This window comes from Undibacterium sp. GrIS 1.2, from assembly GCF_040544435.1.
In the GTDB taxonomy this organism is placed as follows: Bacteria; Pseudomonadota; Gammaproteobacteria; order Burkholderiales; family Burkholderiaceae_D; genus Undibacterium.
Genome location: NZ_JBEONP010000009.1, coordinates 21,786 through 42,125, shown reverse-complemented (window position 1 = coordinate 42,125; position 20,340 = coordinate 21,786). Strand labels below are relative to the sequence as shown.

Below are 20,340 nucleotides of genomic sequence, written 5' to 3'. Positions count from 1 at the left end.
GATGTTTCAAATGCAGTTTCAAAGGATGTTTCATTTTACTTCTAATGTTTCAAATGAAACGCCTTTGTGAAACAAATTAATCTATGGCAGGGATTTTCAATTCGATCATTTAATTTTAAGTCGTTGATTTGTATGGGGCTTGATAAAAATCACGCATGAACTATTGTGACTGGCATGTTGATTGCAATAGCTGGACTAGCAAAACTGCATTCGTAAAACCGCACTGGCAAGGCGAACCAATAAACGAACAGTCAAAACCATTCCGTACAATTTTGAAAGGTCACATCATGAGTCAACTCTCCGCAGGAGCCCGTTTCCGCAAGGCGATGCAAGAAGAATCACCGCTGCAAGTAGTCGGCGCGATCAATGCTAACCATGCTTTGTTAGCCAAGCGCGCAGGTTTTAAGGCAATTTATTTATCTGGTGGCGGTGTCGCTGCTGGTTCGCTGGGTTTGCCAGATTTGGGCATCTCCAACTTGGACGACGTTTTGACGGATGTCCGCCGGATTACCGATGTCTGCGATCTGCCTTTGCTGGTGGACGTGGATACAGGTTTTGGCTCTTCAGCTTTTAACGTTGCGCGCACAGTCAAGTCGATGATTAAGTTTGGCGCTGCAGCGATGCATATCGAAGATCAGGTCGGCGCCAAGCGTTGTGGTCATCGTCCTAATAAAGAAATCGTCAGCAAGCAAGAGATGGTAGACCGCATCAAAGCAGCAGTCGATGCGCGTACTGATGAGAGTTTTGTCATCATGGCGCGTACTGATGCGTTGGCAGTGGAAGGGCTGGAAGCTGCGATGGAACGTGCCATTGCCTGCGTAGAAGCGGGTGCAGACATGATCTTCCCAGAGGCAATTACTGAGCTGGCGATGTACAAGCAATTTGCCGCGGCAGTCAAAGTGCCGGTCTTGGCGAACATCACAGAATTTGGTTCTACACCGTTGTACACAGTGGAAGAATTAGCCGCTGCCGATGTGGGTTTGGTGCTATACCCGTTGTCCGCTTTCCGCGCGATGAATAAGGCAGCCGAAAATGTCTACACTGCGATCCGCCGCGACGGCACACAAAAAAATGTGGTCGATACCATGCAGACTCGTATGGAATTGTATGAGCGTATTAACTACTATGATTTTGAGCAAAAGCTGGATGCCTTGTTTATGCAGCAAAAAGCAAAATAAGTTGTGCTTAATTTTTTGTATATGCCTGTAAATCCAAGCCAAGAACTAAGCGATTAATTGTATTAAAACAATATACTCCCCATTATTTTTTGATAAATAGGCTAATTGTCCATAGAATCATTGGACAGTCTAGTTATACTAATTGGGAGTATATTCATATTTAACTATGGAGAACACGATGACTGAAGCCGTTCCTTTCAAACCAAAAAAATCCGTTGCCTTATCTGGTGTTGCTGCCGGTAACACTGCGCTATGCAGCGTCGGCAAAACTGGTAACGATTTGCACTATCGCGGCTACGACATTCTGGACGTTGCAGATGCCTGCGAGTTTGAAGAAATCGCGCATCTACTGGTGCACGGCAAATTGCCTAACATCGCTGAACTTAAAGCCTATAAAAACAAGCTGAAATCCTTGCGCGGTTTGCCCGCTAATATGAAAGCGGCGCTGGAGGCTTTGCCAGCGTCCGCCCATCCTATGGATGTCATGCGCACGGGTGTCTCGGTTTTAGGTTGTACCTTGCCAGAAAAAGATGATCACAATACGCCAGGCGCGCGTGATATCGCCGACCAGTTAATGGCATCTCTTGGCTCCATGCTGCTTTACTGGTACCACTTCAGCCATAACGGTAAACGGATTGATGTCGAGACTGACGATGATTCTATCGGTGGCCATTTCTTGCATCTGTTGCACGGTAAAAAGCCAAGCGCATCATGGGAAAAAGCGATGCATACTTCCCTGATTTTGTATGCAGAGCACGAGTTCAACGCGTCCACATTTACTTGCCGCGTGATCGCTGGCACGGGTTCTGATATTCATTCCGCCATCACCGGCGGCATTGGTGCTTTGCGCGGACCAAAACACGGCGGTGCTAATGAAGTTGCGTTTGAAATTCAGAAGCGTTACGACAATCCGGATGAAGCAGAAGCGGACATCAAAAAGCGGGTAGAAAATAAAGAAGTGGTGATTGGTTTTGGACATCCGGTCTACACCGTGTCTGATCCACGTAACAAGGTCATCAAAGAAGTTGCACGTCAGTTGTCGGTCGAGGCAGGCTCTACCAAAATGTTTGATATTGCAGAGCGCTTAGAAACCGTGATGTGGGACATCAAAAAAATGTTCCCGAATCTGGATTGGTTCTCTGCCGTGTCGTATCACATGATGGGCGTGCCGACCGCTATGTTCACACCGTTGTTCGTCATTGCGCGCACTTCCGGTTGGGCAGCACACATCATTGAACAGCGTATCGACAACAAGATTATTCGTCCAAGCGCGAATTATGTTGGTCCTGAAGATTTGCAATTTGTGGCGCTGAAAGACCGTAAGTAAACTGCTTTTTTGCTAGCTAGCAAATGAGACTGCAAACAAGAAATTGTAGGGTGCGCTGTGCGCACCGCCTTATCTAATTCAGATGCAATCCAAATTAATTTGGATTGGTACATTTGGTTCCGCTAATGTGCTTGGTGCACATGGCGCATCCTACGAAATTTTTTGCTGCTGCGATTTAATTATTTTTGACTGACTGAATAATGAATACTCAATTCCGCAAACCCCTGCCAGGCACTGCGCTGGACTATTTTGATACCCGTGCAGCAGTCGACATGATTGCGCCTGGTGCGTACGACAAGCTACCTTATACCTCCCGTGTCCTTGCCGAGAATCTGGTACGTCGTTGCGATCCGGCGACACTGAGCGACTCGCTGAAACAATTCATTGAACGTAAGCGAAATCTGGATTTTCCGTGGTTCCCGGCACGTGTGGTGTGTCATGACATTCTCGGACAAACTGCATTGGTTGATCTGGCCGGTTTGCGTGATGCAATTGCGGACCAAGGTGGTGATCCGGCTAAGGTCAATCCTGTGGTGCCTGTACAGTTGATTGTCGATCATTCGCTGGCAGTGGAATGCGGTGGTTTCGATCCCGATGCGTTCAATAAAAATCGTGCGATTGAAGACCGTCGTAATGAAGATCGTTTCGACTTCATCAACTGGACTAAAAAAGCCTTTAAAAACGTCGAAGTGATCCCGCCGGGCAATGGCATCATGCATCAGATTAATCTGGAACGCATGTCACCGGTGATCCAGGTCAAGGACGGCGTGGCTTTCCCCGATACGCTAGTCGGTACTGATAGTCACACACCACACGTGGATGCCTTGGGTGTACTGGCAATCGGTGTTGGCGGTTTAGAAGCAGAAAACGTGATGTTAGGTCGTGCCTCGTGGATGCGTTTGCCAGATATTATCGGCGTAGAACTGTCTGGTCGTCCGCAGCCCAACATTACTGCGACCGACGTTGTGCTAGCCATGACAGAGTTTTTGCGTAAACAAAAAGTGGTTGGCGCGTATCTCGAATTTTATGGCGAAGGCGCTGCTGCATTAACTCTTGGCGACCGTGCAACGATTTCCAATATGGCACCGGAATATGGCGCGACCGCAGCGATGTTTTCTATCGACCAACAAACTATCGACTATCTGAAATTGACTGGCCGTGAAGATGAGCAAGTCAAACTGGTGGAGACGTATGCCAAGCACACCGGCTTGTGGGCAGATAGCTTGAAGACAGCTGAGTATGAGCGGGTACTGAAATTTGATCTGTCTTCCGTAGTACGTAATATGGCTGGCCCTTCCAATCCGCATGCACGTGTTGCCACTGCTGATCTGGCAAGCAAAGGTATCGCAGGTAAATGGGATGATGTACCAGGTCAGATGCCGGATGGCGCAGTCATCATCGCCGCAATTACTAGCTGCACCAATACTAGCAACCCACGTAACGTGATCGCAGCTGCTTTGCTGGCGCGGAATGCCAACAAGCTTGGATTGACGCGTAAGCCTTGGGTCAAATCTTCGCTCGCACCGGGGTCCAAAGCAGTGACTTTGTATCTGGAAGAAGCAGGCTTGATGGGTGACTTGGAGAAGCTCGGTTTTGGTGTTGTGGCCTATGCCTGTACCTCCTGCAACGGCATGTCCGGCGCGTTGGATCCGGTCATTCAGCAAGAGATTATTGATCGCGATTTATATGCGACTGCAGTATTGTCGGGCAATCGTAATTTTGATGGACGTATCCATCCATATGCAAAGCAAGCCTTCCTTGCCTCGCCACCCTTAGTCGTCGCTTATGCAATTGCTGGCACAGTACGTTTTGATATTGAAAAAGATGTATTGACTGTGGTCGATGGTAAAGAAATTCGCCTGAAAGATATCTGGCCCACCGATGAAGAAATTGATTCCATCGTCAAGTCCAGCGTCAAGCCTGAGCAATTCCGTAAGGTCTATGATCCGATGTTTGCGATTCAGCTTGATGATGGTGAGAAGGTTAGTCCGCTGTACGACTGGCGTCCACAAACAACTTATATCCGTCGTCCGCCGTATTGGGAAGGCGCACTTGCCGCACCGCGCACGATGAAGGCGATGCGTGCATTGGCCGTGTTGGGGGACAACATTACGACAGATCATTTATCACCATCGAACGCCATTATGCTGGACAGCGCCGCTGGTGCTTATCTCGCAAAAATGGGTTTGCCGGAAGAAGACTTTAACTCTTATGCAACGCATCGCGGCGATCATCTGACAGCACAGCGCGCCACCTTTGCCAACCCGACATTGAAGAATGAAATGGTACTGGAAGACGGCAAGGTCAAAGCCGGATCACTGGCACGTATCGAACCAGAAGGCAAAGTCACCCGCATGTGGGAAGCGATAGAGACCTACATGGAGCGCAAGCAGCCATTGATCATCGTCGCAGGGGCAGATTATGGACAAGGTTCCTCACGTGACTGGGCGGCGAAAGGCGTGCGTCTGGCGGGTGTAGAAGCAATTGCGGCAGAAGGTTTTGAGCGTATTCATCGTACTAATCTGGTTGGGATGGGTGTATTGCCACTGGAATTTAAACCGGGTGTCAATCGCCTGACTTTGCAAATTGATGGCACTGAAACCTTCGATGTCATTGGTCAGCGTACACCTCGTGCCACCTTGACGTTGGTGATCAACCGTAAAAATGGCGAACGTGTCGAAGTGCCGATGACTTGTCGCCTGGATACAGCGGAAGAAGTATCTATTTACGAAGCGGGCGGTGTATTGCAGCGTTTTGCTCAGGACTTTCTAGAATCAACAAAGGCGATCTAAGAAGCTTAGGGTGTGCCATGCGCACCCTTCCGTATTAAATGTCGCAAAGATCAATAGGAATTAGCATGACCCACGTTCCACAAATCAAAATCCCCGCGACCTACATTCGCGGGGGAACCAGCAAGGGCGTTTTTTTTCGCTTGCAGGATTTGCCCGCAGTAGCGCAAGTCCCCGGTGCGGCACGCGATGCTTTGCTCTTACGCGTCATAGGTAGCCCCGATCCTTACGGCAAGCAAATTGACGGTATGGGCGGTGCGACATCGAGTACCAGCAAGACAGTCATCCTCTCCAAAAGTACCAAAGCGGATCACGATGTAGATTACCTGTTCGGTCAGCTCGCGATCGATAAAGCCTTTGTTGACTGGAGCGGCAACTGTGGCAATCTGTCTGCGGCGGTTGGTTCCTTTGCGATTAGTGCAGGATTGGTGGATGCGAACCGAGTTCCACAAAACGGTGTTGCCATTGTTCGCATCTGGCAAGCGAATATCGCCAAGACCATCATCGCGCATGTACCGATTACCGATGGTGAAGTACAAGAGACTGGTGATTTTGAACTTGACGGCGTGACCTTTCCGGCAGCAGAAGTACAACTAGAATTTATGGACCCTGCAGCGGATGAGGACGGCGCTGGTGGTTCTATGTTCCCGACCGGGAATCTGGTCGATGATCTGGATGTGCCTGGCGTTGGCATCCTCAAAGCGACGATGATCAATGCCGGTATTCCGACTATCTTTGTGAATGCAGAAGCCATCGGTTACACCGGAACTGAGTTGCAAGATGCGATCAATAGCGATCCTGTCGCACTGGCGAAATTTGAAACCATTCGTGCCTACGGCGCAGTTCGCATGGGGCTCATCAAACATATCGATGAAGCGGCGAATCGTCAGCACACGCCTAAGGTCGCCTTTGTCGCTAAGCCTGCTGACTATGTGTCATCGAGTGGCAAACAAGTTGCGGCGGCCGATATCGATTTATTGGTACGTGCGATGTCGATGGGAAAATTACATCATGCGATGATGGGTACCGCAGCAGTGGCAATTGGTACCGCCGCCGCTATTCCCGGCACGCTAGTCAATCTTGCCGCTGGCGGTGGCGATCGGACAGCGGTTCGCTTCGGCCATCCTTCAGGCACTTTACGCGTCGGTGCGGAAGCTACGCAGGTCAATGGAGAATGGGCTGTGAAAAAGGCCATCATGAGCCGCAGCGCACGTATTTTGATGGAAGGTTGGGTGCGTGTGCCAGGCGACTCGTTTTAAGCTTTGAAGTCGTTCCAACTGCTAAAGAAATAAAAAATTAACGCCAATAATAAAAAATCAAAAATACGCGAGGCACAGCAATAACCCCAATGGAGACAACATGAACTTTGCAGACTTTTACCAAAAATCGATCAACGACACGCAGGCGTTTTGGGATAAGGAGGCAGAGCTGATCCATTGGGAAGAGCCGTACACACAAGTGTTGGATGATTCTCGTCCACCGTTCACAAAATGGTTCGTCGGTGGCAAGACTAATCTCTGTTACAACGCCGTGGATCGCTGGCTAGAAACGCAGGGGGACAAGCCCGCACTGATTGCGATTTCGACAGAGACCAATACAGAAAAAACCTATACCTTTGCGGAGTTGCATGCAGAAGTGCAGCGCATGGCTGCGATTATGTTGTCGTTGGGCGTGCGCAAAGGTCAGCAAGTATTGATCTATATGCCGATGATCGCTGAGGCTGCCTTTGCGATGCTGGCTTGTGCGCGTATCGGCGCGATTCATTCTGTCGTATTTGGTGGCTTTGCGTCTAAAAGCCTGGCAACGCGGATTGATGACTGCAAGCCAGTGTTGATCTTTTCTGCTGATGCAGGCATGCGTGGCGGTAAGTCTGTGCCATATAAGCCGCTACTGGACGATGCCATTGTGATGGCGACTCACAAGCCAAGCCAGGTTTTGCTAGTTGATCGCGGTCTGGAAAAAATGCAACTCGTTACTGGGCGCGATACGGATTACGCTTCTTTACGAAGGCAGTATCTGGAGCCGCATGCTTCTGCAAATGTGCCAATTACCTGGCTGGAATCAAACGACATTTCATACGTGCTGTACACCTCAGGTACTACTGGAAAACCCAAAGGCGTACAGCGCGATGTGGGCGGTTATGCCGTCGCATTAGCATCGTCGATGAAGCATATTTTTTGCAGTCATCCAGGTGAAACTTACTTCGCCACGTCAGATATCGGCTGGGTCGTGGGACACTCCTACATCGTGTATGGCCCTCTGATTGCTGGTATGGCGACGATTATGTATGAGGGCACGCCGATACGTCCTGATGCGGGCGTTTGGTGGAGCATCGTCGAAAAATACAAAGTGTCGCGGATGTTCTCGGCACCGACAGCGGTGCGGGTATTGAAAAAATATCCGTCAGAGCTGATGAAAAAATATGACTTGTCTTCGCTCAAAGCTTTATATCTGGCGGGCGAACCTTTAGATGAGACAACCTCAAGCTGGATTGCGACAGAGCTGGGTGTGCCCATTATTGATAATTACTGGCAGACAGAAACAGGCTGGCCAATTTTATCCGTTGCGCGTGGTATCGAATACAAAGAAACCCGGCTCGGTAGTCCCGGCGTTGCGATGTATGGCTACGACGTAAAAATAATCAATGAATCGACCGGCGAGGAATGCGGTGCTGGCGAAAAAGGTGTGGTCGCCATCAAAGGACCTTTACCGCCAGGTTGTATGCAGACGATCTACGGCGATGATCAGCGATTTGTGCAGACTTACTGGAGTAATTTTCCACAAGCGCAGTTGTACTCTACATTCGATTGGGGCATTAAAGACGCCGACGGTTATTACTTTATTTTGGGACGCACTGATGATGTAATTAATGTCGCCGGTCATCGCCTGGGAACCCGCGAAATTGAGGAGAGTATTTCTAGTCATCCGTACATATCCGAAGTGGCTGTAGTCGGGGTGGAAGATAAGTTAAAAGGGCAGGTTGCTGTTGCGTTTGCGATTTTAAAAAATCCTGAAATTGCGAGTTCACAAGAATCCAGACGGTTACTGGAAGCTGAGGTGATGGCGGTTGTTGACAAACATTTGGGCGGCATCGCCAGACCAGCGCGTGTCCATTTTGTGACAGTTTTACCAAAAACACGATCGGGCAAATTATTACGTCGCTCGATTCAGGCAATTTGTGAGGGGCGCGATGCGGGTGATTTAACGACCATAGAAGATCCTAGTTCTTTAGAGCAGATCAAATCGGCAATCATGAGTTGATGACAAACGCGCCTATATTGGTGGTAATGTTGCTACTGTCGGCGTTTTTAAATTGACCGTATTTAACAATCAATTACTTGAGACGCGGCAAAAGTATATCCATACTGAAACTTCTTAAACAATAACGGGGGAGTACAAATGGCAACAATATCAAAATACATGGCCGGTATCTCATGCAGTGTGACATTGAGCGCTTTGTTAGTTACCAGCGCCTTTGCGGCAGCTGAACGAGGATCAGAGCCGGAAGCAGAGGCTATGGTCAAGCAAGCCGTTGCACTGATTAAATCTGGTGGAACTGAAAAAGCCTACGCCACTTTTAATGAGCATCCGAATGGCGCATTTAAAGACCGTGACTTGTATATTTTTGTCTACGACTTTAAAGGTAACTGTCTGGCGCAAGGTGCAAACCCTAAAATGGTCGGAAAAAATCTGGTTGGCTTAAAAGACGTTGATGGTAATGCCTTCATCCAAGGCATGATTAATGTCGTTAAAGAAAAACAAAAAGGCTGGTATGGTCCTTATAAGTTCACTAATCCAAACACAAAAGATTATGAATTGAAAAAATCGTATTGCGAGAAAGGTGATGGCGAGACGATGGTTTGTGTCGGTACTTACGTCGTAAAATAGAAATTGATAGAAGTTGATTTCGGCTGATAAAGTCCGACAAGTCTGATGAAAGCGGATAGAAAAAAAGACCTCCGACATTTCAATATGTTGGTGATCTTTTTTTTGGTTATTCCTTACTTGCCTTACTACCGATTGATCTTCGTTGTATAAAAACTCAGTGCGCCTAGATCGGACAGATTGTTAAATTAACAGTGCTGCAGTGAGTGAGCGTACTTCTTCATCAGATTCTTCCAAAATGCTATTGAGCGTGCCGTCGCCGACGACGAAGTCTATTTCTGACGCATATTGTATTGAAGCGCTGTCGAAACGTATTTCTAGTGGTGAATGTACAGATGCCAGTTCATTCGCTAGCAGCAGCGTATCTCCCAGGGTTTCTGGCGGCATGGCGCGCAATCCATACCATAGCGCTTCTACTGCATCGAGTACCGGTTGGGGCAGCAGCAGATTCTTTAAGACTACGCGCCCAATAATTGTTTCTGGCGTTTCTTCCGTGCTTTCGATAATGGTGTCCGCGAAGGCAGGCAAATCAGTTAACGGGGGCAATGGTTGGTTGTCGAGCAGGCAGGGGAATTCTTCGGCGCGTGACAACATATAAAAACCACCAACCTCATGCACAATCCCGGCAAACATAGCGGTGTCTGGATCGAGCTTGGTAATCCGGCGTGCGATCACTTGTGACAGCGCAGCGACTTGTGCGGTGTGTTCCCACAACTGGTTTGCCATTGCCCGCAACACCGGGTCTTTGCTGGTGCCAGCAAGTTGGCGTACTACTAAGCTTGCGACAATAGAGCGCAATGTTCTAAAACCTAGCCGGGCAATTGCAGAACGGACATTAGTGATTTCTGCGCCCCGGCTATAGGCAGCCGAGTTGGCAATTGCCACTACCCGCGCCGCTAGCAGAGGCTCGTTCATGACTAACTTGGCCGCAGTATCGACACTACAATCAGGTGTATCCAGCACTTGCTGAATTTTGAGGGAGGCAGTGACGTTGGTAGAGAAAATTAATTCCCCGCGATTGGCCTCGGCGACGATACTGTTGATGGCTTCCGTTTTATCCATGGCAGATTTCATATTGGCATTGGTATAAATACACACCGGCAGTGCCGGACCTGATTCCAATTCTGATTCAATACGACAGTAGTGTTACTAGAGCCTTAGCACAAGAGCTTTAATTTTAAAATTAGCAAATATGCAAACTCATAGCCAACAAGCTGCTGTGCAACATACACATTGTCGTCATCGGCTATAAGTTATCACGAATATTGTAAATTATTCTATATCTTTTGTTGCTCCGCGATCCATCTATCCATCTTCGCTTCTAATAAAGCCAATGGCAAGGTGCCGTCACTCAAAATGGCATCATGAAAACTAAGTAAATTAAATTTTGTCCCCAGCTTACTCATAGCGCGTTGCCTAAGTTCCATTATTTTAAGTGAACCAATTTTATAGCCAAGCGCCTGACCCGGCCATGCCATATATCGTTCAGTAGCATTTAATGCTGATGCCTCATCATACCCCAATGTTGCCTGAAGGTATTTAATTGTTTCTTCCCGTGTCCAACCTTTTGCATGCAAGCCTGTATCGACGACTAAACGTGATGCCCGTAACAACTCATCGGTCAAATGTCCCAGATAGGCATTTGGGTCTTCATATAAGCCCATCTCTTTACCCAAGGTTTCGGCATACAGCGCCCAACCCTCAGTGTAGGCGTTATTGCCGCCAAATTTGCGGAATTTAGGAATATCCAATTCTTGCATCAACGCTAGGTGGAAATGGTGTCCAGGCTGACCCTCATGTAAAAACAAGGTGGTCATTTCTGTGATTGGATATTCTTTAGGATCATTAATCACAGCCCAAAAAACACCTGGGCGCGAACCATCAATTGCAGGCGCTGAGTAATGATCGGATGCGGTCAAACGACTGATCTCTGGTTCAGGGCGAATATCTAGCGGCGCTTTTGGGATTCGCCCAAACAACTGTGGCAGCTTGGTTCTGATCACGGCATCAATACGGCGGTATCCCGCTAATACATCTGCCTCGGTTTTAAACGGGCGATATTCGTTTTGCGTCGCAATCCATCCTGGCAAACCTTTTGGATCGCCGCTATAACCGAGTTTTGGTCCCAGTAAAACAAATTCATTTTGAATTCTGGCGACTTCTTTCAAACCGATCGCATGAATCGTTTCCGGATCGAGATTAGTGGTGGTCTGGTCACGTACCAAGGCCTGATACCATTTGGCGCCATTCGGCAAAACGCCCAGTCCAGAACTGCTGCGGCTGGCAGCAAGGTAATCCGTTTGCATGAAAGTATTGAGCTTGCTCAGCGACGGCAAAATTTTCTGCGTAATCATGGTGCGATACGCCGCCGTCAGCCGTGTTTTATCCGCATCACTAAAACTGGTGGGGAAATTTTTAACCGGTGCGTAGTAAGGATGGTTTTCTGCTGACTCTGTGACCAGCACTTTTAATTGGGGTAGGGTAGAAACGACCAGCGTACGCGGTAAGACGATGCCTTTTTTTATCCCTTCACGCATATTCAAGATCGCCTGATCTACCCATGCCGGCAAATGAGAAACACGCTTCAAAAAGAGCTCATATTGGGCTGGCGTTTGTAGCGGTTGCGAGCTTTGTCCACCCGCAAAATTAGCCAGTGTCACAGGGATGCTGTCCATCTGATTGATCGGCATTAAGCGATCATTAAAACCTGCCATCGCTAACAGTGATTGCACTTCGTAATCGAGACAATCATAAGTCACCTGATCTGCCGCGCTGAGCGCAGCGCGAGGTATGCGTGCCAACTCTTGCGCTACTTTTTTCACCATCGCTAATTGACGGACTCTGACGGCTGGCACCAGCGTCATCGGCAATTGATCATCAAAACGGTTATCGCCATTGAAGGTTGCTGACAAGGGCTCAAAACCTGCTGCCTGATTGTAGTAATTTTCTGCAAGAGTATTAAGTTGCTTCCCTGCTTTATTAGCTATTGGACTAGTCGCCGTCGTTAAGTTTGTCGTTACTTGTGCCGCTACTTGATCGGCAAAGGCATCGGGACTCATCAATAACGAGGTACTCAAGAAAATACTAAGGACGCCAAGAGAAAGATAAAGACCAGCAACATTAGAAAAACCAGGCAGAGAAGCAAACTTACGCATGTAATTCATCCTAACAAAGGAAATAAAAATAAGAAGAAAGCTTAAATAAAAACAGCTAAAAAATAGCGGAGGAAAATAGACTATACAGTGGCGCAGTGGTGTCCGTCGCTACAAAATACTTATTCGCAGTTGACCATCCAAGGTACGCTAAACTGGTCTATCAGCATACCAAAGCGCGAAGCCCAAAATGTTTTATCTAAAGGCATGATGATTTTTTGTGCATCGATCGATAGCGCCGCAAACAGACGTTCAGCTTCACTTTCGTCATCGACGTTGATTGATAAATGAAAGCCTTTGATCCCCTCATAAGCCTGGTCCGATACCCAATCCGAACCCATCAAGGTTTGGCCATTCAATTCCATCCGCATATGCATGATCAGCTGGGCTGCTGACGGCGGACATTGATTTGCCATCGGCGATTCTCCAAAGCGATGGATCATCCCTATTTTGCCGCCCAAATGCTGTTCATAAAATTGGAAAGCGGCTTCACAATTGCCGTTAAAACTCAGGTAAGTATTGACTTGCATGATGGTCCCCTTGCGATGGATTCTGGTTTTTTTCGGATGGCTGCGATGCAAATGCAGCGTCTTTGAATCATACATCAGGCGCAGCTAGGAGTAGCTATTTGAAAGTAAGTTCCTTGTTAGCCAACGCCGTTGCAAAAACGGTGGCAAAAGTGGAGGCTAATAAATCGATATGCGACGTAGATGTTTGGCAATAATCTTCGACATTAACAGTGTAGCTTCTGAAATTTTTTGTAATAACTGCGGACAATAAGTGTGAAGAGTATTTAATCTTTAAATTATACTGGGGATAGGTATATTTTAATCGTCCATAAGATTGCTGGTCTATAAGCTATTTTTGATAAAAATAAAGGGGAGTATATTGAACCTAGAAACGGCAGTTGACCGCTCATCAGTGTAATTAAGTAGTTGATTCAATTGAATCATGTCAGTGTTTTCACCATCACCGTTTTGGTGAGAACGCTACGAATCTGATTGTGCATTTTTTCGGCTCCCCAGCGGCGTTGCTCCTCGTTGCAAGGTGAAGCTTGCGCCTCGTCTCGCCTTGCTGGGAAACCGAAAAAATGCACACTCAGACTCGTCCAACTGCCCTTTCTAGGTTGAATGAAGATACTTTGAGACTTGCATAAAACAAGTGTATCGACCAAAAAAATCCCCGACGTATCGGGGATTTTTTACGAGGTGACTCTTAAAGGGATGATCCTTTGTCGCCTCAGTCTTTCGCTTTAAGCTAAACAGACAATTAAATACTCAATCAAACACTTTATACCGCAGGCGCAGTCACAGCAGCCAGTTCTGCCAGCAAACGCGTTCTCAGCTTATTGTCTTGCGGCGCAACGCCGAAGCCAGAGAGTCGGTTGCCGGAATCGTAGAAACGGCTAATCGTCGTAGCCTCTTCTTGCTCGGTTTCCCAGCGTCCATTTGCAACTGCATGCGGTGCAGGTGGAATTAGTGCAACGGGATAGCTCGGAGTTTTGACGATCACTGGCGCTGGTTTCAGGTCGATGCTGGTCAACTCACCGGTCAGGCTGCGGGCAATCGCACGGGCAGCTGTCATGATCGGTGCAATATATGGCAATACTTGCTGTACCCCGTTGCCCACGCTGTACTGAGCACAATCGCCTAGTGCAAACACTTTGTCAGCGCTGGTCAATCCGTACACATCAATCAAAATCCCGCGATCGGTGTTGATATTGGAGGCGGTTGCCAGACGCAAGTCCGGGCGTAGTCCGACTGCGGATAAGACAATATCTGCCTGAATTTGCTTGCCATTTGCCAGACTAACTTGCAAGGCATCGCTCTCCTCCATATTAGTTACTAAGGCATCCACGCTACTGGCGGTAGTCCCTAGTTCTAAACGGATACCGCGTTGCAGCAATGCCGTTTGTAAACCTTCTGAAATTGCTTGCGGTGCTAGTGCTGCTAACGGCAACACATTGGGGTCAACCAGAGTGACGGCATGCCCCGCACTGGCCAAATCATCTGCAAATTCACAGCCGATTAAACCTGCACCCAAAATCACGACGCTGGCTTTCTCGCCTTTGCTGGTCATTTTGTCCCGCAATGCGGTGTAGTCAGTAATGTTGTTGACCGACAGCACTTGGTGGACGGCATTGCCCGCAATCGGCAAGCGGATTGCCTGAGCACCTAATGCGATGACGAGCTGACTGTACTCAAATTTACCAGCTTTGGTGACAACTGTTTTTGCTGCTGTATCGATATGATCGACCGTCATTTTAGTCAGCAAAGTGGCGCTGACTTGCGCCGCCATTTGTTCCGCACTCTGGCTGATCAAATCTCTAGCTTGCTTGTTTTGCGCAAACGCGTTGGACAGCATAGGTTTGGAATAAAAACCGCCATCATCGGCTGTGATGATTAGCAGAGGCGTTGTTTTGTCCAGCTTGCGGAATTCACGAGCCACGCTGTAGCCAGCTAAGCCGGTACCGATGATGACGATAGGATTCATCTTAGATCGCTACCATGTCGAAGTCAGCTTTGGCGACGCCACAATCCGGGCATTCCCAGTCGGCTGGGATGTCGTCCCAACGGGTGCCGGCAGCGATGCCATCTTCTGGCATGCCTACTGACTCATCATAGATAAAACCGCAAACAACGCATTGATATGTTTTCATACAATTCTCGATTCTTAAAAAGGTAAATAGATGACGTTATAGAGCAATATATAGATCACTACATAGATCACTATATAGATCAATATGGCGACAATAAAATTAAGCTTGGGCTGCTGCTAATACGGCGCGATAGTGATTGGCATGGCGTTCCTCTACCTTAGCCAATGCGGCGAAACGTTTTGCCGCAATCTCTAAAGTCCGCTTGAATTGTTCTGCGTGGACTTTGGATTCAGCGATTTGTTCGTCGTATTCCGCAACGGCAGCGTGATTGCCTTCTTCTATCGCTAAGTGGCGGAATTTTGGATACATCTCAGTATATTCATAGGTTTCGCCTTCGATGGCGATTTCTAATGATTTTTCTGGCGTCAATTGGTCTTTAGGGTACAGCAAATCAAGGTGACCAAATGCGTGCATGATCTCTTGCTCTGCAGTGGTTTCAAATGCAAGCGCGATATCTTCTGCACCAGCAGCGCGTGCTAGTTTAGCGAAATAGCGATATTTAATATGGGCCATCGACTCGCCTGCAAATGCGGCTTCGAGGTTTTGGATTGTGACTGATGGGTTGGCTACATTACTCATTTGGCTCTCCTGGATGAAAATCGATACTACGAATTTAAACTGCGATGGATGTTGCTTCGGCTGTTTCTTCCGATGTCTATTTGGATATTTCTGCGATCAAGGCTGGTTTGCTTTTGATTGCTATCAATCTGAAACGAATGATAGAAAATATTAATCAATTTGGGAAATTGATTGTTCCTTTCTATTTGATAGTTAATTGCTATAGTGTTTTGGGTTTACTTTTATTTTAGCTATGATTTGAATGAAATCCAGGATTGAGCCTAGCTTTAAATCCAGCTTGAAATTCAACTGACTTCCCTAGATTTTTACTAGCTCAGCATAAAAAAACGTATTAAGTTATGCGTAAAAGTCATGAGAGTCGTACAAATACGTATAAAGTTAGAGTATTCCCTCTGCTAAAATCACAGACCAACCGACAGATTGCAGTAAATAAACAATAAGAGAGGCAACAAAGCATGGATTCGTCAGTAGATCAAAAAGAACTAATGCGTCAACAATTGCGCCAGGCTGCGCTGGAATACCATGAGTTTCCAACCCCGGGCAAAATCAGCGTTACTCCCACTAAACAATTGACAAATCAGCGCGATCTGGCGTTGGCCTACTCTCCAGGTGTCGCCTCGCCCTGTGAAGAAATCGTCGCTGACCCAGCCAATGCCTTTAAATACACGGCCCGCGGTAATCTGGTTGGCGTGATCACAAACGGTACTGCCGTCTTGGGTTTAGGCAATATTGGCCCGCTGGCATCCAAGCCAGTGATGGAAGGTAAGGGCGTTCTGTTCAAAAAATTTGCCGGTATTGATGTCTTCGATATCGAAATCAATGAGCTTGATCCTGACAAATTAGTCGATATCATCGCCTCGCTGGAGCCGACCTTCGGCGGTATTAATCTAGAAGATATCAAAGCGCCGGAATGTTTTTACATCGAGCGTAAACTGCGTGACCGCATGAAGATTCCGGTCTTCCATGATGATCAGCATGGCACCGCGATCATCGTCGGCGCCGCGATTTTAAATGGCCTGAAAGTCGTCGGTAAAGATATCAAAAACTGCAAACTAGTCGTTTCTGGCGCAGGTGCTGCAGCACTGGCTTGTCTGGATCTGATCGTTGATCTTGGCTTCCCGTTAGAAAATATTTTTGTCACGGATCTGGCTGGCGTCGTCTATAAAGGCCGTGCCGAATTGATGGACCCGGACAAAGAACGCTTCGCGCAAGAAACCAGCGCCCGCAGTTTGAAAGAAGTGATTCCTGGCGCAGATATTTTCCTCGGTTTGTCTGCTGCTGGTGTACTCAAGCAAGACATGGTCAAAGCATTGGCGGACAGACCGCTGATTTTTGCTCTGGCAAATCCGACGCCAGAGATTTTGCCTGAGGAAGTGAAAGCCGTCCGTGATGACGCCATTATGGCAACTGGGCGTTCTGATTTCCCCAATCAAGTTAACAATGTATTGTGCTTCCCATACATCTTCCGCGGTGCCTTAGATTGCGGCGCAACGACGATTACGCGTGAGATGGAAATCGCGGTCGTTCATGCGATTGCAGAGCTGGCGCAGGCAGAGCAATCTGACGTCGTCGCTTCCGCTTACGGCATCAGCAATTTATCGTTTGGCCCAGAGTATCTGATCCCTAAACCGTTTGACCCGCGCTTGATGATCAAGATCGCACCTGCGGTTGCCAAGGCGGCAGAAGAGTCCGGCGTGGCAGCGCGTCCGATCAAAGACATGCAGGCTTATGCCGACAAGTTGCAGCAGTTTGTGTATCACAGCGGTACCTTTATGAAGCCGCTATTCCAGGTGGCGAAAAAAGCACTGGACGAGCGCAAACGTATTGTCTATGCCGAAGGCGAAGAAGAGCGTGTACTGCGCGCGGTGCAAGTGATTGTGGATGAAAAACTCGCTAAGCCGATTTTGGTCGGTCGCCCGAATATCCTGGATCAGCGCATCGAAAAATTTGGTCTGCGTTTAAAAGCCGGTGTCGATTTTGAAGTCATCAATCCTGAATTTGATCCACGTTACCGCGACTACTGGCAGTCGTATCATGAGATTACTTGTCGCAAAGGCGTGACCGAGCAATATGCCAAGTTAGAAATGCGTCGTCGCCACAGCTTGATCGGCGCGATGATGATCCATAAGGGCGATGCCGATGGCATGATTTGCGGCACATTTGGCACCACTAATTTACATCTGAAATACATCAACGAGGTATTAGGCAAACGGGAAGGCGTCAAAGTAAATGCGGCGATGAACTGCCTGATTTTGCCAGACCGTCAGGTGGTTTTGGTGGATACGCATGTGAATGAAAATCCAACCGCAGAGCAAATCGCAGAGATCACTATTCTGGCGGCAGAAGAAATGCGTCGTTTTGGATTATTACCAAAAGCCGCTCTGTTATCGCATTCTAATTTTGGTTCTAGCAATAGCGAGTCCGCACAAAAAATGCGGGCTGCATTAGCGATCATTCAGCGTGATGCCCCTGATCTGGAAATCGATGGCGAGATGCATGGCGATACCGCGCTGGACTCAACCTATCGTAAAAAAATGATGCCAAATACGACCCTCCGTGGTGATGCTAATTTGCTGGTGATGCCAAATATTGATGCAGCCAATATTTCTTATAACTTGCTCAAAACTACCGCTGGTAACAACATTGCGATCGGTCCTATTTTGTTGGGTTGCGCTAGGCCAGTCCATATTCTGACGCCATCAGCGACGGTACGCCGTATCGTGAATATGACAGCCTTGTGTGTGGTGGATGCGGTAGCGCAGCGTTGATCATAGCGCCTCAGTTGGGAGCTGGTAGGGGCATATTTCGCAGATACCTGACAGCAGATAAAAAACGGATCTCGATGATAGCGAGATCCGTTTTTATTTGTATTCCTCAGATTTTTATGGTCGTTGATTAAATATACTGTAATGGAGTATATTTAAATTGTCCAGAGAATATATGCACAATCGAGTATAGTTTAGTAGATTGATTGGGGAGTATATTAAATGTAATCTCAATTTCTTCGCAATCGACCAACGGCATTCGTCAATGCAGACTCGCTTTAGTGACCTAGCAGCGCCAGTTGATGATGGTCGCTCAATTTAAATTGTCTGACGACGCCGGCCAAGCTCTCTGCCTGATCCTGTAATGATTGTGCGGCGGCAGCAGCTTGCTCTACTAAGGCGGCATTTTGCTGGGTTGCCTCGTCCATTTGGGTAATCGCATTGTTGACTTGCTCAATACCTGAGCTCTGTTCTTTACCGGCCAAGGTGATTTCTCCGACGATAGTGACAACCCGTTTGACGCTGGCCACAATCTCGACCATCGTCGCACCAGCTTTTTCCACCAGTTTGCTGCCATTATCAATTTTTTCTACCGAGTCATCGATCAGTGTTTTGATCTCTTTTGCTGCGCCAGCACTCCTTTGTGCCAGATTGCGTACCTCGGATGCAACGACGGCAAAGCCTCTACCTTGTTCACCGGCACGGGCGGCTTCAACCGCTGCGTTCAGCGCCAGAATATTAGTTTGAAAAGCGATACTATCGATGACGCTGATAATGTCGACGATCTTTTTAGATGATTCATTAATAGACCCCATACGCTCAACTACCTGATCTACAACTATACCGCCTTGCGTAGCGATATCGGATGCCGATACGGCGAGCTGGTTAGCCTGGCGGGCACTTTCAGCATTGTGCCGCACGGTCGCTGTTAGTTCCTCAATAGCGGATGCGGTTTCTTCAAGCGAACCTGCTTGTTGTTCTGTGCGATTGGATAAGTCTAAATTACCGGTAGCAATTTCAGCGGAGGCCTCGGCGATGGTCTCGGTACCTGCTCTGACCTGGCTCACAATTTTGAGTAAATTATCGTTCATCGCTTGCAAGGCCCTGAGTAATTGACCTGTCTCGTCACTCGCTTCTCCGTCAATATGCGAGGTCAAATCTCCTGAGGCAATGGTCTCTGCTATCTTTACCGCTTGTTTTAATGGCTGTGTAATGCTGACTGCAAGACGCCATGCCAGTAGCCATCCCAGCCCAAACAATACAAAGCCAAAAACGATTAATAAGGTTCGGCTTTGCTCATTTGTCTTCTGTATACTTGCTGACATTTGATTAATCGTCGCACGTTGCAGATCGAGTAATTGCTGTAGTTGATCGAGATAGCCTTTTGCCGATGCCGAATAAGTCGTATCGAAAATTTTATTCACCTCGTCCACATTGCCATCCAGTTTTGCTTTTGAAATCGCATCTCTGGCAACGATATAGGCTTTTCTTGTTGTTCCTAGCTGCTCGAATAGTTTGCGCTCCTCATCTGTGGTCAGCAAACCTTCGATCGTTTTTTGCAGTTCCGAGGATTGTTTGCTGGAGGCGACAGAATCACTGGCAAAAAAGGTGCTTAAACTGGCGTCAGAACTTTTTGCGACAGCGGTCGTACGCCGGACCCCAGACTGAATTACACGGTACCAGTCTGAGACTAAGCGCTCCTTCATCAATGGCGTTTTTAAAATATCTTCTGTTGTCGTTGCTACCTTCGATAACTGCCATATGCTGACACCTAACAATGCGACCATTGATAGTAAGATCAAGGCAAAACCCAGAGCAAGGCGTTGACCGATTTTCATGTTAGTGAAAAAATTCATTTCTTTTCCTATCAAGATAGTGGAGTAACGACGTTGGATAGCGAATTGAAGTAACGGAGAACGAATGCCAAATGGAGCAGGCATACGATGCTGTTGTCTCGTTTCTGACGCTCACAGTGAATGCAGAAATATCCTTAATCATGATCAAGA

The 20,340-nt window shown here is 47.7% G+C and carries 14 protein-coding genes; 7 read left to right on the top strand and 7 right to left on the bottom strand.

Going from position 1 to position 20,340, the window contains the following annotated elements; genetic code table 11:
- The first annotated feature begins 287 nt into the window (after window positions 1-287).
- The 6 genes from prpB to AAKU61_RS05505 all read left to right on the top strand — a co-directional run bounded on the left by prpB (window position 288) and on the right by AAKU61_RS05505 (window position 9,182).
- Window positions 288-1,178, top strand: coding sequence for a methylisocitrate lyase (prpB, locus tag AAKU61_RS05530; RefSeq protein ID WP_354330338.1), 891 nt, complete (start codon window positions 288-290; stop codon window positions 1,176-1,178).
- Between the two features lie 178 nt (window positions 1,179-1,356).
- Window positions 1,357-2,505, top strand: coding sequence for a bifunctional 2-methylcitrate synthase/citrate synthase (prpC, locus tag AAKU61_RS05525; protein WP_322119479.1), 1,149 nt, complete (start codon window positions 1,357-1,359; stop codon window positions 2,503-2,505).
- Window positions 2,506-2,705: 200 nt separating this feature from the next.
- Window positions 2,706-5,297 (top strand): Fe/S-dependent 2-methylisocitrate dehydratase AcnD, encoded by a 2,592-nt coding sequence (gene acnD / locus AAKU61_RS05520; protein ID WP_354330336.1) that lies wholly within the window; start codon window positions 2,706-2,708, stop codon window positions 5,295-5,297.
- Between the two features lie 65 nt (window positions 5,298-5,362).
- On the top strand, window positions 5,363-6,553 hold the full coding sequence (gene prpF / locus AAKU61_RS05515) for a 2-methylaconitate cis-trans isomerase PrpF (RefSeq protein WP_354330334.1): 1,191 nt from the start codon (window positions 5,363-5,365) through the stop codon (window positions 6,551-6,553).
- 49 nt (window positions 6,554-6,602) lie between these two features.
- On the top strand, window positions 6,603-8,555 hold the full coding sequence (locus tag AAKU61_RS05510; RefSeq protein WP_354330445.1) for a propionate--CoA ligase: 1,953 nt from the start codon (window positions 6,603-6,605) through the stop codon (window positions 8,553-8,555).
- Window positions 8,556-8,693: 138 nt separating this feature from the next.
- Complete coding sequence (locus tag AAKU61_RS05505) at window positions 8,694-9,182, top strand: cache domain-containing protein (RefSeq protein ID WP_354330333.1); 489 nt, start codon at window positions 8,694-8,696, stop codon at window positions 9,180-9,182.
- A gap of 180 nt (window positions 9,183-9,362) precedes the next feature.
- On the opposite strand, the gene AAKU61_RS05500 is transcribed toward AAKU61_RS05505, so the two are convergent.
- From AAKU61_RS05500 to AAKU61_RS05475, 6 genes are all read right to left on the bottom strand, one after another.
- Window positions 9,363-10,241: an HDOD domain-containing protein gene (locus AAKU61_RS05500; protein WP_354330443.1), complete on the bottom strand. Its 879-nt coding sequence runs from the start codon at window positions 10,239-10,241 to the stop codon at window positions 9,363-9,365.
- A 215-nt stretch (window positions 10,242-10,456) separates the two neighbouring features.
- The gene (locus AAKU61_RS05495; protein WP_354330331.1) at window positions 10,457-12,334 is read right to left on the bottom strand and encodes a DUF885 domain-containing protein; all 1,878 of its coding nucleotides are present in this window, start codon (window positions 12,332-12,334) and stop codon (window positions 10,457-10,459) included.
- A gap of 119 nt (window positions 12,335-12,453) precedes the next feature.
- Window positions 12,454-12,861 (bottom strand): VOC family protein, encoded by a 408-nt coding sequence (locus AAKU61_RS05490; RefSeq protein ID WP_354330330.1) that lies wholly within the window; start codon window positions 12,859-12,861, stop codon window positions 12,454-12,456.
- Window positions 12,862-13,621: 760 nt separating this feature from the next.
- A complete protein-coding gene (locus AAKU61_RS05485) occupies window positions 13,622-14,824 on the bottom strand; it encodes an FAD-dependent oxidoreductase (protein WP_354330328.1) in 1,203 nt (400 codons plus the stop codon).
- 1 nt (window position 14,825) lies between these two features.
- The gene (locus tag AAKU61_RS05480; protein ID WP_354330326.1) at window positions 14,826-14,990 is read right to left on the bottom strand and encodes a rubredoxin; all 165 of its coding nucleotides are present in this window, start codon (window positions 14,988-14,990) and stop codon (window positions 14,826-14,828) included.
- A gap of 99 nt (window positions 14,991-15,089) precedes the next feature.
- Window positions 15,090-15,569, bottom strand: a complete 480-nt coding sequence (locus AAKU61_RS05475; RefSeq protein ID WP_322119472.1) for a rubrerythrin family protein — start codon at window positions 15,567-15,569, stop codon at window positions 15,090-15,092.
- 455 nt (window positions 15,570-16,024) lie between these two features.
- Here AAKU61_RS05475 and AAKU61_RS05470 point away from each other — a divergent pair, with 455 nt between their 5' ends.
- Window positions 16,025-18,337, top strand: coding sequence for an NADP-dependent malic enzyme (locus AAKU61_RS05470; protein ID WP_354330324.1), 2,313 nt, complete (start codon window positions 16,025-16,027; stop codon window positions 18,335-18,337).
- 275 nt (window positions 18,338-18,612) lie between these two features.
- Here the strand turns inward: AAKU61_RS05470 and AAKU61_RS05465 are convergent, their stop codons facing one another.
- Window positions 18,613-20,190: a methyl-accepting chemotaxis protein gene (locus tag AAKU61_RS05465; RefSeq protein WP_354330322.1), complete on the bottom strand. Its 1,578-nt coding sequence runs from the start codon at window positions 20,188-20,190 to the stop codon at window positions 18,613-18,615.
- Window positions 20,191-20,340: the final 150 nt, after the last annotated feature.